The sequence below is a fragment of the Streptomyces sp. NPDC026575 genome, assembly GCF_055567415.1.
On the sequence record NZ_JBVHQM010000006.1, the window covers coordinates 78694 to 93514 of the forward strand.

Sequence of the window (14821 nt, forward strand, 5' to 3'; positions counted from 1 at the left end):
GGGCTAATGTGTGCTGGGTACAGCGCGGTTTGCCGCGCATCCTCCCCCAGCTGACGCTGGGGACCCCCAGACCGTCGGAGGGACAAAAGCCGTGGAGGTCAAGATCGGCGTGCAGCACGCGCCCCGCGAGATCGTTCTGGAGAGCGGGCAGTCTGCCGAAGAGGTCGAGCGTGCGGTGTCCGACGCGCTGGCCGGCAAGTCGGAGCTGCTGAAGCTGGTGGACGAACACGGCCGCAAGGTGCTGGTCCCGGCGGACCGGCTGGCCTACGTGGAGCTCGGCGAGCCGGCCGGCCGCAGGGTCGGGTTCGGCGCGCTCTGACCCGCGGGGCGCCGGCAGCGGCGTCCGTGAGCGAAGAGACAGCAAGGGGGCGGTGGCCCGGAGGTTCTCCGGGCGCCGTCCCCTTGTCCGTTTGGGTTCCAGGCCGGTTCCGTTTCCGGTTCCGGTTCCGGGTTTCCGCAGATCAGGCTGTTCGGGGCGCCCCGGCTGCGCTGATCAGGCAGGGGACCTGCGACGGGAGGGTTGCTGCCGCCGCCCCCTGGGTACGACCGCCTACGACCGATTTGTTCGTCCGATCGGCACCGCGCCCACGAGTGTGGGCACGCACACCGGCACGCGGGAGGGAACAGCATGATCTGGGAAGCGCTCGGAGCCGTGTTCATCGGCCTGGCCATCGCCCTGTCCGCCGTGCGCTGGCTGCCCGACCGCTTCCCCGCGCGCACCCTCACGCTGGCGACGGGACCGGTGGCGGCGCTGCTCGGCGCCCTGCTGACCCGCTCGATCCTCGGCCCCGGGTACCCCGTACAGGTGCTCCTCGCCGCGGTCGCGGTGGGTGCGGCGCTGCTCTCGGTCGTGGCGCGTCCGCCGCGCCACCGTCTTCGGCGGCCGGCCGCGCCGCTGAAGGGGCACCGGACGGCCTGAGCCGCCCGGCGCCGCCGTTCGGCGGGTCGAGTCAGGCCGCGAGCCCCAGCGCCGCCATCCGCTTGGTGTGCGCCTCGGTGATCCGGGAGAACATCCGGCCCACCTCGGCCAGGTCGAAGCCGTCGGCCACCCCGCCCACGAGCATCGTGGAGAGCGAGTCCCGCTCCGCGACCACCCGCTGCGCCTGCGAGAGCGCCTCGCCCATCAGCCGCCGCGCCCACAGCGCCAGCCGCCCGCCGACCCGCGGTTCGGCCTCGATGGCCGCGCGCACCTTCTCGACGGCGAAGGACGCGTGCCCGGTGTCGTCCAATACGGCCAGCACCAGATCGCGGGTGTCGGAGTCGAGCCTCGCCGCGACCTCGCGGTAGAAGTCACTGGCGATCGAATCGCCGACGTACGCCTTGACCAGGCCCTCCAGCCAGTCCGACGGCGCCGTCTGGCGGTGGAACTCGTCCAGGGCGGCGGCGAACGGCTCCATGGCCTCGTTCGGCTCCGCCTCGATCTGCGCGAGCCGCTCCCGCAGCCGCTCGAAGTGGTGGAACTCGGCCGAGGCCATCTTGGCCAGTTCGGCCTTGTCGTCCATCGTCGGCGCGAGCTTGGCGTCCTCCGCCAGGCGCTCGAAGGCGGACAGCTCGCCGTATGCGAGCGCGCCGAGCAGGTCGATCACGGCGGCCCGGTACTGCGGGTCGGCGGAGGCCCGCACCCAGTTCTGGGCGGCGATCCCGGTGAGTTCTTGCGCGTCAGCCGCGGCGTTGTCAGGCGTTCCCATGACCGGCACAATAGCCCGCCCGACGGCCGGGGGAAGGCCCCTGGTCAGCCACTTCCGTCCGGCTGTGGGAACGTCGTGCGGACCGCGGGCGGGCGCCGCGCCCCGGCGTGATGTATTCCTCACTCATACAAGCCTTCGGATGGGTACGCGATATCCGGGGTACAGTGGTATTGGACCTGCCGGTAACCGGTGGGTCGTTCCACGAAGCGGATGCCCGGTCGGTGGCCCGATCGGCTCCAAACCGACCGCCCTCCCCGCGGCGCGTACGAGATATACGCACAGCAGGAGGGACACCGCTCGCGGCAGGAGTGCCTGAGCGTTGGCAGTGGTCCCGCTCCATCGGCCGTCATCAGGTCGACCCGTACGACCCCGTACGACGGAGCGGTACGACCCCCTTCGCCGCCTCACGCCGCGTCTCACAGAAGAGGCAAGATTCTGTCTACGTTCCGAGACCTCGGGATTTTCCCCGAGACGGCCGAGGCCCTGGAGGCCGTCGGCATCATCTCCCCCTTTCCCATCCAGGAGCTGACGCTCCCCGTCGCCCTCTCCGGCAACGACGTCATCGGCCAGGCCAAGACCGGCACGGGCAAGACCCTGGGCTTCGGCCTGCCGCTCATCGAGCGCGTCACGGTCCCCGCGGACGTCGAGGCGGGCCGCTCGCAGCCCGAGCAGCTGACCGAGGCGCCGCAGGCCCTCGTCGTCGTCCCCACCCGCGAGCTGTGCCAGCAGGTCACCAACGACCTGCTCACCGCCGGCAAGGTACGTAATGTCCGGGTCCTGGCGATCTACGGCGGCCGGGCCTACGAGCCGCAGGTCGAGGCGCTGAAGAAGGGCGTCGACGTGGTCGTCGGCACCCCCGGCCGGCTGCTGGACCTGGCGGGCCAGAAGAAGCTCAACCTCTCGCAGGTCAAGAGCCTGGTCCTGGACGAGGCCGACGAGATGCTCGACCTGGGCTTCCTGCCCGACGTCGAGAAGATCATCCAGCTGCTGCCGGCCAAGCGGCAGACCATGCTGTTCTCCGCGACCATGCCCGGCCAGGTCATCTCGCTGGCCCGCCGCTACATGTCGCAGCCCACGCACATCCGTGCCACCGCGCCGGACGACGAGGGCCAGACCGTCGCCAACATCTCCCAGCACGTCTTCCGCGCGCACTCCATGGACAAGCCGGAGTTGGTCTCGCGGATCCTGCAGGCCGAGGGCCGCGGTCTGGCGATGGTGTTCTGCCGTACGAAGCGGACCGCCGCCGACATCGCCGACCAGCTCGCCCGGCGCGGCTTCGCGTCCGGCGCGGTGCACGGCGACCTCGGCCAGGGCGCCCGCGAGCAGGCGCTGCGCGCCTTCCGCAACGGCAAGGTCGACGTCCTGGTCTGCACCGACGTCGCCGCCCGCGGTATCGACGTCGAGGGCGTGACGCACGTCGTCAACTACCAGTCCCCCGAGGACGAGAAGACCTACCTGCACCGCATCGGCCGTACGGGCCGGGCGGGCAACAAGGGCACCGCGGTCACCCTCGTCGACTGGGACGACATCCCGCGCTGGAAGCTGATCAACAAGGCGCTGGACCTGTCGTTCGACGAGCCGGAGGAGACCTACTCCACCTCGCCGCACCTGTACGAGCAGCTGAACATCCCCGCGGGCACCAAGGGCGTACTGCCGCGCGCCGAGCGCACCCGGGCCGGGCTCGCGGCGGAAGAGGTCGAGGACCTGGGCGAGACCGGCGGCCGCGGCCGCGGCGCCCGCCGGGGCGGTGCCGTGACGGAGGAGCGTCCGCCGCGCACCCGTACCCCGCGTCAGCGTCGCCGTACCCGCGGCGGCGCACCGCTGGACGGCCCGGCCGCTCCTGAGGCTCAGGAGACCGGGTCGCCGGCCGCCGAGGACGCCCCGGCCGCCGAGGCGCCGCGTCAGCCGCGCCGGCGCCGGCGTACGCGCGGCAGCCAGACCGCCGTGGCGGCATCCGTACCGGCCCCGGCCACCGAGGCCGTGGACGCCGCCGCCGTGGTGACCGAGGCTCCGGCCGAGCCCGCCAAGCCGCGCCGGCGCCGCACCCGTGCCGCCCGTCCGGTGGAGACGGAGACCTTCCAGACCGTCGAGACCGCGGCGCTCGCGCTCGCGGCGGCGGAGGGCGCGGCGGTCGCCGCCGAGGCCGCCGAGGTGGCGGAGACCGTCGAGGCACCCGCCGCACCGCGCCGCCGTACCCGCAGCACCGCCAAGGCCGCCGCCGAGACGGCTCCGGCCGTGCTGACCGAGACCGCGGACGCCGTGGTGGACGCGGCACCGGCCAAGCCGAGGCGGACCCGGAAGACGGCCGCCGCCAAGGCCGCCGAGGCCGCGGTGGACACCGCCGAAGGCACCGCCGACGCACCGGCCAAGCCCAAGCGCACCCGCAAGGCCGCCGCGGCCAAGCCCGCCACGGAGGCCACCGCGGATACCGCCGAGGCGCCCGCCAAGCCCAAGCGCACCCGGAAGACGGCCGCCGCCAAGGCCGCCGAGGCCGCGGTGGACACCGCCGAAGGCACCGCCGACGCACCGGCCAAGCCCAAGCGCACCCGCAAGGCCGCCGCGGCCAAGCCCGCCGCCGAGGCCACCGCGGACACCGCCGAGGCCAAGCCGGTCCGCCGCCGGACCCGTGCCAAGGCGGCCGCCGCCGAGGCGACGCCCGAGAGCTGACGCTCGATTCCCCCCGACGACCCGGCCCCGCTCCCCGCGGGTGCCGGGTCGTCGGCGTCCCGGCCGGGTTTCGCGGCCGGGCCCGGATAACCTCGTGGCATGAGCAGGCCGCCGACCCTCACACTGCCCCCGTGCGCCCGCGCGTACCGACTCGACACCGAGCGCGGGGCGTTCGCCGTACACGACGCCCGCCCCGACGGCGCACCGATCGGGACGGCCTTGCTGGTGCCCGGGTTCACCGGCAGCAAGGAGGACTTCATCGCCCTGCTCGCGCCGCTGGCCGCGGCGGGGTTCCGGGCGGTCGCGGTGGACGGCCGCGGCCAGCACGAGTCCCCCGGCCCGCGCGAGGAACGGGCTTATGCGCAAAGGGAGTTGGCCCTTGACGTGCTGGCCCAGGCGCGAGCCGTGCACGGCCCCGGCAGCGGCCCGCTGCATCTGCTGGGGCACTCGCTGGGCGGGCTGATCACCCGGGCCGCCGTGCTCCTGGACGCCTCCCCGTTCCGCTCGCTGACCGTGCTCAGCTCCGGGCCCGCGGCCATCGAGGCCACCCAGCAGGCCCGGGTGCGGCTGCTGATCCAGGCGCTGGGCGCGCTCGACATGGAGAGCGTCTGGCGGGCGATGCGCGAGCTGGATCCTCCGGAGGCCGCGGACGCCGCCACGCCCCCGGAGATCGGCGCGTTCCTGCACCGCCGCTGGCTGAACACGCTCCCCGAGCAGCTGATCGCGACCGGCCGTCAGATGCTGGAGGAGCCCGACCGGGTGGCCGAGCTGGCCGGCACGGGGCTGGCCACCCATGTGGTCTCCGGGTCCGTCGACTACGCCTGGCCGGTGCCGTGGATGGACGCGATGGCCGAACGGCTCGCCGCCCACCGCAGCGTCATCGAGGGCGCCGAGCACTCCCCCAACGCCGAGCGCCCGGAGAAGACGGCCGAGGCGCTGACGGGGTTCTGGAGCGGAGTGGGCTAGGGCGCGGGCGTGTGCGGACACGCCCTATCCGGTCGGCCCGGCCGCGGGCCCGGGGTTGGCGGACGGCGATGCCGTGCCCGGCCCGCGGACGCCGGCCAGCAGCGCCTGCCCCTGTTTGTCGACGAACTGCGTGAAGACCTGCTGCGAATAGCCGAAGACGATGGCCCAGGCGATGATCTGGGCCGACGAGTCCAGGGCGGTCAGACCGGGGACGAACCCGCCGCGCATCAGCAGCAGCCCGAGCACCGCCGTCAGCGCACCGGTCGGCAGCTTCAGCCACGCCAGGGCCACCGGCACGTTGTAGGGGGTGGCGGTGCCGCTGATACGGCGCAGCGCCGAGGCCGCGGCGATGGCCGCGGCCAGCAGTCCGACGATCTCCAGGACCAGGTAGTTGGCCTCGATCGCGGGCAGCTCCGCGATGCTGCCGGGCACCTCGGCCGCTTTGAGGCCGCTGAGGCTGGTCACCGGGCAGACGGCGGTGAACGTACGGCCTCTGCCGCCCGCGCCGGCCGGTGTCTCCGGTGTGAAGCACGGGGGCACCACGGTCGGGAAGAGGAAGCCGAGCACGGCGACGAGCACCGCGAGAAACCCCAGCGCGGCCGACACGTACTTCACGATGCGCACGAAGCTGCCGACGCGCAGCCGGTCGCGCAGCGCCTGGAGCCGGGCGACGTTCACCGCGTCGATGATCGCCTCGACGTCCGCCTGGGTCGGCGGGCGCTTGGCGGTCTCCTTCCAGATGTCCTCGGCCTTCATCCGCCGGGGGTCCTTCACCTGCAGCTGCTCCCGGACGAGTGCGATCAGCCCCGGCAGGAGCGGGGTGACCTCTTCCGGTTCGATCATGCGCAGGAGCAGGTCGCGGGCCGAGTCGAGATGGATCTGCGCCACGCTCAGATGCGCTCCGACCAGGTGGCCGGGGTGCTGCGCGTGGCTGAGCTTCTCCCGCGCCTCGTCGAGTTCGGCGCGGACGTCGTCGGCGAGCCGCGCCTTGTCGGGCTGGAGCGGCTTGGTCTCCAGCAGCGCTTCGAGCTCGTTGACACCGGCGCGGATCACCTCGCGCAGCTCCCAGGAGCCCTCCTCCCACTTCATCTCCCGGCAGCGCCGCCGCCGGCCGTGCCACCACTCGACGGGATGCCGGAAGAGGGAGACCCCGGACTCGAAGCGGGGTGCGGGCGGCTGCCGATCGTTCATGCAGACGACCGTCGCAGCTGCCGGCGCGGTGCGCCCGGCAGGGATGCGCCGACCGGGCTAGCGCATGTCGTGGGCGCGGGCCGGTTCGGCGAGCATCGCAGCAGGCGGGCGGCCACCGGCGTCCGGCCGGCACCGGCTTCGCACGAAGGGCCCGACCATGACCGACACCTCCGGGGACGACCCGCACGGCATCGCGCTCAACCGGACCTTCGACGCCCCGCGCGAGCTGGTCTTCGAGGCATGGACGCGGCCGGAGCACTTCGCGTACTGGTTCGGCGGCGAACTGCCGGTGCCCGCCGACCGGGTGGCGATGGATGTCCGGCCGGGCGGGGCCTGGAGCCTGGTGATGCGCACTCCGGACGGCGGTGAGCTGCCGTTCTCCGGGGTGTACCGCGAGGTCGTACCGCCCGAGCGGCTGGAGTTCACGCTCAAGGACGCGACCGCGCCGCGCCGCGCGGAGGGCGAACTCGTACGGGTGACCCTGACCGACGCCGGGGACCGTACGGAGATGGCCTTCCGGCAGCTCGGCGGCAACCTCACCAGCGAGCAGTACCAGCAGGCCGAGGCGGGCTGGTCGGGGTTCTTCGACCGGCTGGCCGAACTCCTCGCCGGGGCCTGAGCGGCCTGGGGGCCGAGGCCGGACCGGGGTCCCGGCGGTGTCCGGCTAGAACTGGGCCTGGACGTGCTCCCAGAAGCCGTCCCGCAGCACCCGGCGCAGATCGGCGTGGCCGCGCAGGGAGTGCCGCAGCAGCGCCTCCGCGGCGGTCAGCAGTTCCTGGTCGACGGTGCCGGGCAGATACGGATGGCCGGGCAGGAGTTCGGCCACCCGGTCGCGGCCGCGCTCCGACAGCCACTGCGCGGCGACCCGGGCCCCGACGAAGCGGACCTCCTCGCGGCTGGGCGTCGGCCCCTCGGCCGCGGTCTGCTCCAGATATTCGGCGCCGGTCCGGCGGGTGACGTACGGCTTGCAGAAGTCCAGGTCGAAGATGCGGGCGCTGTCGACCTCCCACAGCAGCGGCTCGGCCTGGTTGCGGCCGCCCGGCGCCTCGATCCCCCACAGGTGCACCCGCGCGCCGTAGCCCTGCGCCGCCTCGACCGCGGAGACCAGGTCCTCGTCGCCGCCGATGAGCACCGCGTCGCTGATCGCGCGGTGCCGGGCCAGCGACTCCAGGTCCGAGCGGATCAGCGAGTCCACGCCCTTCTGCTGGTTGTTGGCGTTGAGGTTGCCGAGCCTGACCTTCACATCCGGCAGCTCGGCGATCCGCTGCTGGTCCTGGGTGTGCAGGCGGCGGCGGGCGCCGTCGTACCAGTAGACCCGCAGCAGCCGGCTGTCCGGGAAGATCGTCCGGGCCTTGTCGATGAACGCATCGATGATCCCTTCGGCGTCCAGCTCGAAGCCCTTGCGGTCCTCCGTACCCGCGACGAGCCTGCCCGCCGCCGCGTAGACATAGCCCGCGTCCACGAACGCGGCATGGGTCGACGGGGTGGTGGCGGTGGCCTGGGCGAGCACCCGGGAGAGCAGCTCGTTGGTGCGCTCGATCCCTGCGGCGAGCGCGGCGAGGTCGGTGGGGCCCGCGGGCCGGACGTCGTTCATACGGGACCCATTGTCCGGGCGGCCGGACGGCGGACACAAGCGCGCTCCGCACCAGTACTTAGAGCGTCAAAATTTTTCTTTAGCGTAGGGAATGATTGCACGGTGCGGGTCGTTGTACCCATACGGAACGCCTGGCAGCGAAGCCACGCGAGCCACGCCATTTCAGTTCTCCGCAGGAGGATCAGACGAAGGGAGAAGCCGTATGCGCTTCGAGATCATGCGCCTGGACGATGTCGACGGCACCGCCGTGGACAGCACCGTCGTGGACGCCGCCTCCGTCAACCGGATCGTGCAGCAGGCCGCCGCCATAGGCCAGCGCATCTACATCCGCCCGGCCGACACCGCCGCCCGTTAACACCGACGCCCGCCGATACGCACACGGCGGCGGCCCCGTACGAACACGTCGTACGGGGGCGCCGCCGCGTCCGGAAGGCCCCGGGGGCTCAGGCGCCCTCGATGACCTGCAGCACGCCGTTGATGATCTGCTGCACGGCGAGCGCGGAGAGCATCATGCCCGCCAGCCGGGTCACCAGGACCACCCCGCCGTCCTTGATCACGCGGATGATCACCAACGAGAACCGCATCACCAGATACAGCACGACGTGGATCGCCGCGATCGCCGCCCACACGGACAGCTGCGCCGCGAACCCGTGCGCGTGCTGCACCGCGAGGATCACCGACACGATCGCGCCGGGCCCGGCCAGCAGCGGCATGCCCAGCGGCACCAGCGCCACATTGACGTCCTTGGTCTGGGTCGGCTCCTCCGACTTGCCGGTCAGCAGGTCCAGGGCGACCAGCAGGAGCAGCAGCCCGCCCGCGATCATCAGCGCGGGCGTCGAGATGTGCAGCCGGCCCAGGATCTGGCGGCCGAAGAGACCGAAGACGGCGATGACGCAGAAGGCGACGGTCGCCGCCTGCCAGGCCATCCGGCGCTGCACCTTGGCCGGCCGGCCGGAGGTCAGGGCCAGGAAGATCGGGGTGATCCCCGGAGGGTCCATGATCACGAAAAGCGTGACAAAGAGGGTACTGAACACAGCGATGTCGAACACGGTGAAGCCTTGCGGAAGGTGGTACGGACGAGCGGACAGCGGGCCGGCGCGGCGCGCACGGGCCCGGGTGGGGAAGGTGCACACGGGCCCGTAGGGGAAAGGGAGCGGGCCGCCCTCAGCCGCCCGCGCCGGGAACGGGGAAGGCGCCGGTCGCACGGCGCACGATCTCGCCGTAGATCTCCGGGTCGGTGGTGCAGTCGCCCAGGCCGCAGGTCTTGCGGCTGCCGTGGTAGTCGCTGGAGCCGGTGGTCAGCAGACCCAGGTCGGCGCCGAGCGCGCGCAGTCGCGCCCGGGTCGGCTCGTCGTGGTCCATGTGGTCGACCTCGATGCCGTCGAGGCCGGCCGCGGCCAGCTCGGCTATCGCGCCCTCGGGGACGCAGTGGCCGCGCTTGACGGCCAGCGGGTGCGCGAAGACGGTGACCCCGCCCGCGGCCTTGACCAGCCGGATCGCGTCGAACGGGTCGAGTTCGTGCTTCTCCACGTACGCCCGGCCGTCGTTGGCGAGCCACTGCGGGGTGAAGGCGTCGGAGACGGAGCCGACGACGCCGAGGTCGACGAGGGCGGTGGCGATATGCGGCCGCCCCACGGCGCCGTCCCCGGCGATCCGCGCGACCTGCTCCCAGGTGATGGGCACTCCGAGGTCGCGCAGCTTGGCGACCATGCCCTGGGCGCGCGGCACCCGGTCGTCGCGCACCAGCTCCCGCTCGCGGGCGAGTTCCGGCTCCTCGGGGTCGAAGAGGTAGGCGAGCATGTGCAGGCTCACCCCGTCGAGTCGGCAGGAGAGTTCCGCGCCGGTGACCAGCGTCAGCCCGGCGGGCAGCGCCGCCCGCGCCGCGGCGTGGCCGGCGACGGTGTCGTGGTCGGTCAGCGCGACGACGTCCAGTCCGGCGGCGGCCGCGTTGCGCACCAGCTCGGCGGGGGTGTCCGTACCGTCGGAGGCCGTGGAGTGGGTGTGCAGATCGATGCGCACGACGCGGACTCCAGACTGCTGCGGGACGGGCGCGGGGCCGTGGCCCGGGAGGATCACCGGACGCGAGGACACCGCAGGGGACCTCAGAAGGATAACCGGGCGGCCGGACGGTTCCGGCGCCCGAGCGCGGGCGGGGCGGCTCGGCGGGGCCGCGGCCTCAGCCCAGGATCCGCGGCGACAGCGCCCCGCACGGCAGCAGGTCGACCTCCGCGCCCGCCTCGCGCAGATCGGTCAGCACCAACTCGTCGTACATCAGCATCCCGGCCTGCTCGGGCCAGGCGATCGCCCACAGCCACAGCCCGCGCGCCTCGCCGGCGAAGACCGCGCGGTCCGCCGGCGCACCGTCGACGTGCCACAGCGGCGTCGGCCGACCGGCCGCGAGCACCTTGCCGTGCGGCGTCTGGTCCACGCGCATATGGGGGCCGGGGTCCGGGCCGTCGATACCGGCATAGCGCGCGCCCAGGCCGACGCCCAGTTCCTCGGCGATCAAAAGGAGTTCGCCGGGTCCGCCGAGCGGTCCGGGGCCCGTGCAGGCCACCGCGGTCGCCCTGCCGCCGCTGCGGTCGTCGCCCGCGCACGCCACGCCGGTGAACAGCCAGCCCACCGGCAGCGGCCAGGGCATCCACACGGGCACCTGCGCACGGTGCACGACAACGCCGAGCGCCTCGACGCTCGGCGGGACGACCGGCTGGAGCGGATGCACGGTGCCGTGTGCGGCGCACTGCCAGGTGTCGGAGAAGAGACCGGGCGCCCGCACCCGGCCTCCGCACTTCGGGCAACTGGGTTCGCCCCTCATAAGGACCAACGGTCCTCCTGGCCCGCCGTCGCGTCAAGGACGATCACTCGACCGGTGTGCCCCGAATCACGTACCCGGCCCCGCAATTGACCGCATCGTGAGACCCGCCCGCCCCACCGGACAAGTAGTTGCTCCTTGCACCCTTTAGCTGGACTAACTTAATATGTGTAAACGTCAACGATCTCGCGCCGACTGTCCGCCGTCCGGGGCGGACCGGGGGCGGACAACCGGCGACGGAGAGGGGAACCGCGATATGAGCGGCACGAAGAGCGGCGGCGGTGCACAGGATCCGTCCCAGGAGGGCGCCCCGTCCCTGCTGCGCCAGCCGAAGGCCGTATGGGCCACGGCGGGCGCCTCGGTCGTGGCCTTCATGGGCATCGGCCTGGTCGACCCGATCCTGCCCTCGATCGCCCGGGGCCTGCGGGCCACCCCCAGCCAGGTCTCCCTCCTGTTCACCTCCTACTTCCTGATCACCGCGGTCGCGATGCTGATCACCGGCTTCGTCTCCAGCCGCATCGGCGGCCGCCGGACGCTGCTCGCCGGCCTGGCGCTGGTGGTGGTCTTCGCGGCGCTCTCCGGGATGTCCGGGTCGGTCGGCGAACTGGTCGGCTTCCGGGCCGGCTGGGGCCTGGGCAACGCCCTGTTCGTCTCCACGTCGCTGGCGGTCATCGTGGGCGCGGCGACGGGCGGGTCCACCGCGGCGATCCTGCTGTACGAGTCCGCCCTCGGCCTCGGAATGGCCTGCGGCCCGCTGCTCGGCGCGGTCCTCGGCGACCTGAAGTGGCGCTACCCGTTCTTCGGCACCGCGGCCCTGATGGCCGTCGGTTTCCTCGCCATCGCGGCCTTCCTCAAGGAGCAGCCCGGACCGGCCCGGAAGACCGGGCTCCTCGACCCCCTGCGGGCGCTCGGCCACGGCGGTCTCGCCTCCGCCGCCGCCGCGGCCTTCTGCTACAACTACGCCTTCTTCACGGTGCTGGCCTTCACCCCGTTCGTGCTGGACATGTCCCCCTACGGGGCGGGGGGCGTCTTCTTCGCCTGGGGTGCGCTGCTCGCGGTGTTCTCGGTGCTCGTGGCGCCCCGGCTCCAGCACCGCTTCGGCTCGCTGAGGGTGCTGGGCGCCTCGCTGGTCCTGTTCGCCGTCGACCTGATCGTGCTGGGCTACGGCGACCACACCACCGCCCTCGCCTGCACGGTCCTGTCCGGTGCCCTCATCGGCCTGAACAACACCGTGTTCACCGAACTGGCGCTGGGCGTCTCGCCCGTGCCGCGCCCGGTGGCCAGCGCCGGCTACAACTTCGTGCGGTGGTTCGCCGCGGCGGCCGCGCCGTTCCTCGCGCCCAGGATCGAGGAGTGGACCGACGTCCACCTCCCCTTCGTGTGCGCGGCCGCCGCGGCGCTGGCCGGCGCCGGCGTCGTCGCCGTCCGCCGACGGGCGCTGACGGTCGGGACCGCGGAGCCCCGGCCCCGGCACACCGCGCAGGACGGGACGACCGCGACCGTCGCCGGCTGAGGCGAGCCGCCGGGCCATCGGGCTTCCGGCGGAAGGAAACTGACGCCCCGTCGGCGTCCGGCGGGGCGGCGGGACAAATCCCCGCCCCGCCGCCCACCGGGTCAGTCGAGCGGTACGCCGCTGCGCAGCGGGTCCCGCAGGTCCGTGCCGTGCCTCAGCCAGCGCTCCCGGAGGGCCTCGGCGCCGTGCACCCGCTTCCAGGCGGCCTCGTTGGGCGTCATCGGCAGCAGCGGCAGGAAGCGCACCGGCTCCATCGGCTCGTCCAGTTCCAGGTCCTCGATCAGGCCACCGGGCTCGGCCACCAGCACCGAGGTGAACACCGCTCCCGGCCACAGCGGCTCCCCCACGTCCAGCGAGGCGCCGGGAGCCACCACCACCCCTTCGACCTGCGGGGACGCGGCGAGCACGGCGAGCGGCCGGAGCACCTTGTCGGTGTCCGCGCGGCCGCCCCGTACGGACAGCACGAGTTCGGCGCGCGGGCCGCGCAGCGGGTCGGCCAGCACGGCCGTGGGGTCGGCCATCGGCTGGGCGGACATCCCGAGCGTGGCATACCTCACCACCCCGTCGTCCGCGAAGCGGAGCACCTCGATGCGGTCGGTCCCCAGGAACGTGACCGCGGCACGCGCGTCCGGCTCGCCCAGGCTCGTACGCAACCGGGCTTCGACCAGCTCAAGAACGTCAGACATGCCGCGAGCATAGGGCCGGCCCCTCACCTGGCCCGCGCCGCGCCCGGCACTCCATCGGCGCAAAGCGGGAGTCCGGCACCACCGGCGGACGGCCGCGCCACGGCTCAACGGTTCGTATCGAACAGGCAAAACGGCGCCGGAACGCTTCAGGCGGCTGATAGCCTGGCCGTCTGGTCAGGGAATGACGTCGTCCCCCAACGGGGACCGGCCGGAGGAGGTGGGGCTGCGGTGGATCCGAGTCGACCGTGCAGTACCGATAGTTCTCCCGTCATCCCCTCGCGCAGCGCATCTCCTGATCCGAGAGCTTCCGTACCCCGCCGCTGAACGGCGAAACCCAGGAAGCGCCTTTGCGCCGGATGTAGATGACGGAAGAGCGCCTTCGACTCTCTGTTCCGTGTCTCTGCGAACTGCCGTCACTGTTCCGCACGGAGCGCCGCCCGCTTTGCGGACGTACGACCAACGGAGTCTCGTACGTCCACGTTCCGGGCAGCGTTGCGCCCCGCGCCCCCAGTTGACGGCCGGCCCGTGAAGGAGCCTGCCATGTCGATGATCCGCGACCTGCGCGCCGCCGTACGCCCGTCCCGGCGCCGCGGTGACTCCCCCTACCACTACGAGAGCTCCACCCCGGCCTGCGCGAACAGCGCCATCGTCGACTGCGGTGTCTACCGCGAGGGACGCCGGGTGAGCGAGCACGTCAGCCCGGCCGAGGCGATGGCCGGGGTGCGGGCCGACGGCGGCTTCGCCTGGATCGGTCTGCACGAGCCCACCGAGGCCGAATTCGCCGGTATCGCCAAGGAGTTCGGGCTGCACCCGCTCGCCGTCGAGGACGCCGTGCACGCCCACCAGCGGCCCAAGCTGGAGCGCTACGACGAGACCCTGTTCACCGTCTTCAAGACGGTCCACTACGTCGAGCACGCCGAGCTGACCGCCACCAGCGAGGTGGTGGAGACCGGCGAGGTGATGTGCTTCACCGGACGGGACTTCATCGTGACCGTGCGGCACGGCGGCCAGGGCTCGCTGCGCGCCCTGCGGCACCGGCTCCAGGACGACCCGGAGCTGCTGGCCAAGGGGCCGTCCGCGGTGCTGCACGCCATCGCCGACCAGGTGGTCGACGGCTACATGGCGGTGGCCGGCGCGGTGCAGGACGACATCGACGAGGTGGAGATCGACGTCTTCAGCTCGGGCACCAACGGCAAGGGCTCCGGCGGCAAGGCGGGCTCCGCCAGGGGCGGCGACGCCGGGCGGATCTACCAACTCAAGCGCGAGGTACTGGAGTTCAAGCGCGCGGTGTCGCCGCTGCTGCGGCCGATGCAGCTGCTGAGCGAGCGGCCGATGCGGCAGGTCGACTCCGACATCCAGAAGTACTTCCGCGATGTCGCCGACCACCTGGCGCGGGTCAGCGAGCAGGTGCTGTCCTTCGACGATCTGCTCAACTCCATCCTGCAGGCCAACCTCGCCCAGGCGGCGGTCGCGCAGAACGAGGACATGCGCAAGATCACGGCCTGGGCGGCGATCTTCGCCGTACCGACGATGATCGCCGGGATCTACGGCATGAACTTCGACTTCATGCCGGAGACCCACTGGGAGTACGGCTACCCGGCGGTGCTGGTGGTGACGGCCGTGATCTGCTTCGGCATCCACCGCGGCTTCAAGCGCAACGGCTGGCTGTGACCGGGGCGGTGCCGCGGCGCGGTACGGCCCGTC

The 14821-nt window shown here is 72.7% G+C and carries 15 protein-coding genes; 8 read left to right on the forward strand and 7 right to left on the reverse strand.

Going from position 1 to position 14821, the window contains the following annotated elements; genetic code table 11:
• Positions 1 to 91: 91 nt before the first annotated feature.
• Both ACZ4NB_RS10150 and ACZ4NB_RS10155 read left to right on the forward strand, forming a co-directional pair.
• A complete protein-coding gene (locus ACZ4NB_RS10150) occupies positions 92 to 319 on the forward strand; it encodes a DUF3107 domain-containing protein (protein ID WP_467659929.1) in 228 nt (75 codons plus the stop codon).
• A 309-nt stretch (positions 320 to 628) separates the two neighbouring features.
• Positions 629 to 919, forward strand: a complete 291-nt coding sequence (locus ACZ4NB_RS10155) for a hypothetical protein (RefSeq protein ID WP_393489111.1) — start codon at positions 629 to 631, stop codon at positions 917 to 919.
• Positions 920 to 950: 31 nt separating this feature from the next.
• Here ACZ4NB_RS10155 and ACZ4NB_RS10160 read toward each other — a convergent pair whose 3' ends face one another.
• Entirely contained in the window at positions 951 to 1688 is a 738-nt protein-coding gene (locus ACZ4NB_RS10160; RefSeq protein WP_467659930.1) for a ferritin-like fold-containing protein, read from the reverse strand.
• A gap of 210 nt (positions 1689 to 1898) precedes the next feature.
• Here ACZ4NB_RS10160 and ACZ4NB_RS10165 point away from each other — a divergent pair, with 210 nt between their 5' ends.
• Positions 1899 to 4355 (forward strand): DEAD/DEAH box helicase, encoded by a 2457-nt coding sequence (locus tag ACZ4NB_RS10165; RefSeq protein ID WP_467659932.1) that lies wholly within the window; start codon positions 1899 to 1901, stop codon positions 4353 to 4355.
• Positions 4356 to 4454: 99 nt separating this feature from the next.
• Positions 4455 to 5321 (forward strand): alpha/beta fold hydrolase, encoded by an 867-nt coding sequence (locus ACZ4NB_RS10170; protein WP_467659934.1) that lies wholly within the window; start codon positions 4455 to 4457, stop codon positions 5319 to 5321.
• A 24-nt stretch (positions 5322 to 5345) separates the two neighbouring features.
• Here ACZ4NB_RS10170 and ACZ4NB_RS10175 read toward each other — a convergent pair whose 3' ends face one another.
• Positions 5346 to 6512, reverse strand: coding sequence for a hypothetical protein (locus ACZ4NB_RS10175; RefSeq protein ID WP_467659935.1), 1167 nt, complete (start codon positions 6510 to 6512; stop codon positions 5346 to 5348).
• Positions 6513 to 6669: 157 nt separating this feature from the next.
• Here ACZ4NB_RS10175 and ACZ4NB_RS10180 point away from each other — a divergent pair, with 157 nt between their 5' ends.
• Positions 6670 to 7131: an SRPBCC family protein gene (locus ACZ4NB_RS10180; RefSeq protein WP_467659937.1), complete on the forward strand. Its 462-nt coding sequence runs from the start codon at positions 6670 to 6672 to the stop codon at positions 7129 to 7131.
• Positions 7132 to 7176: 45 nt separating this feature from the next.
• Here the strand turns inward: ACZ4NB_RS10180 and ACZ4NB_RS10185 are convergent, their stop codons facing one another.
• Complete coding sequence (locus tag ACZ4NB_RS10185) at positions 7177 to 8106, reverse strand: NYN domain-containing protein (RefSeq protein ID WP_467659939.1); 930 nt, start codon at positions 8104 to 8106, stop codon at positions 7177 to 7179.
• Between the two features lie 202 nt (positions 8107 to 8308).
• Between ACZ4NB_RS10185 and ACZ4NB_RS10190 the strand changes: the two genes are divergently transcribed.
• Entirely contained in the window at positions 8309 to 8461 is a 153-nt protein-coding gene (locus tag ACZ4NB_RS10190; RefSeq protein ID WP_099871903.1) for a hypothetical protein, read from the forward strand.
• Positions 8462 to 8549: 88 nt separating this feature from the next.
• On the opposite strand, the gene ACZ4NB_RS10195 is transcribed toward ACZ4NB_RS10190, so the two are convergent.
• The 3 genes from ACZ4NB_RS10195 to ACZ4NB_RS10205 all read right to left on the reverse strand — a co-directional run bounded on the left by ACZ4NB_RS10195 (position 8550) and on the right by ACZ4NB_RS10205 (position 10921).
• Positions 8550 to 9155 carry a MarC family protein gene (locus ACZ4NB_RS10195; RefSeq protein ID WP_393489635.1) on the reverse strand — a complete coding sequence of 202 codons (606 nt, stop codon included), beginning with the start codon at positions 9153 to 9155 and terminating at the stop codon, positions 8550 to 8552.
• A gap of 115 nt (positions 9156 to 9270) precedes the next feature.
• Positions 9271 to 10125 carry a PHP domain-containing protein gene (locus tag ACZ4NB_RS10200; RefSeq protein WP_467659941.1) on the reverse strand — a complete coding sequence of 285 codons (855 nt, stop codon included), beginning with the start codon at positions 10123 to 10125 and terminating at the stop codon, positions 9271 to 9273.
• 157 nt (positions 10126 to 10282) lie between these two features.
• Positions 10283 to 10921: a DUF6758 family protein gene (locus ACZ4NB_RS10205; protein ID WP_467659943.1), complete on the reverse strand. Its 639-nt coding sequence runs from the start codon at positions 10919 to 10921 to the stop codon at positions 10283 to 10285.
• Between the two features lie 253 nt (positions 10922 to 11174).
• On the opposite strand from ACZ4NB_RS10205, the gene ACZ4NB_RS10210 reads away from it, so the two are divergent.
• Positions 11175 to 12431 carry an MFS transporter gene (locus ACZ4NB_RS10210; protein ID WP_467659945.1) on the forward strand — a complete coding sequence of 419 codons (1257 nt, stop codon included), beginning with the start codon at positions 11175 to 11177 and terminating at the stop codon, positions 12429 to 12431.
• 101 nt (positions 12432 to 12532) lie between these two features.
• On the opposite strand, the gene ACZ4NB_RS10215 is transcribed toward ACZ4NB_RS10210, so the two are convergent.
• Positions 12533 to 13117: a suppressor of fused domain protein gene (locus ACZ4NB_RS10215; RefSeq protein ID WP_467659947.1), complete on the reverse strand. Its 585-nt coding sequence runs from the start codon at positions 13115 to 13117 to the stop codon at positions 12533 to 12535.
• 540 nt (positions 13118 to 13657) lie between these two features.
• Here ACZ4NB_RS10215 and ACZ4NB_RS10220 point away from each other — a divergent pair.
• Positions 13658 to 14788, forward strand: a complete 1131-nt coding sequence (locus tag ACZ4NB_RS10220) for a magnesium and cobalt transport protein CorA (protein WP_467659949.1) — start codon at positions 13658 to 13660, stop codon at positions 14786 to 14788.
• Positions 14789 to 14821: the final 33 nt, after the last annotated feature.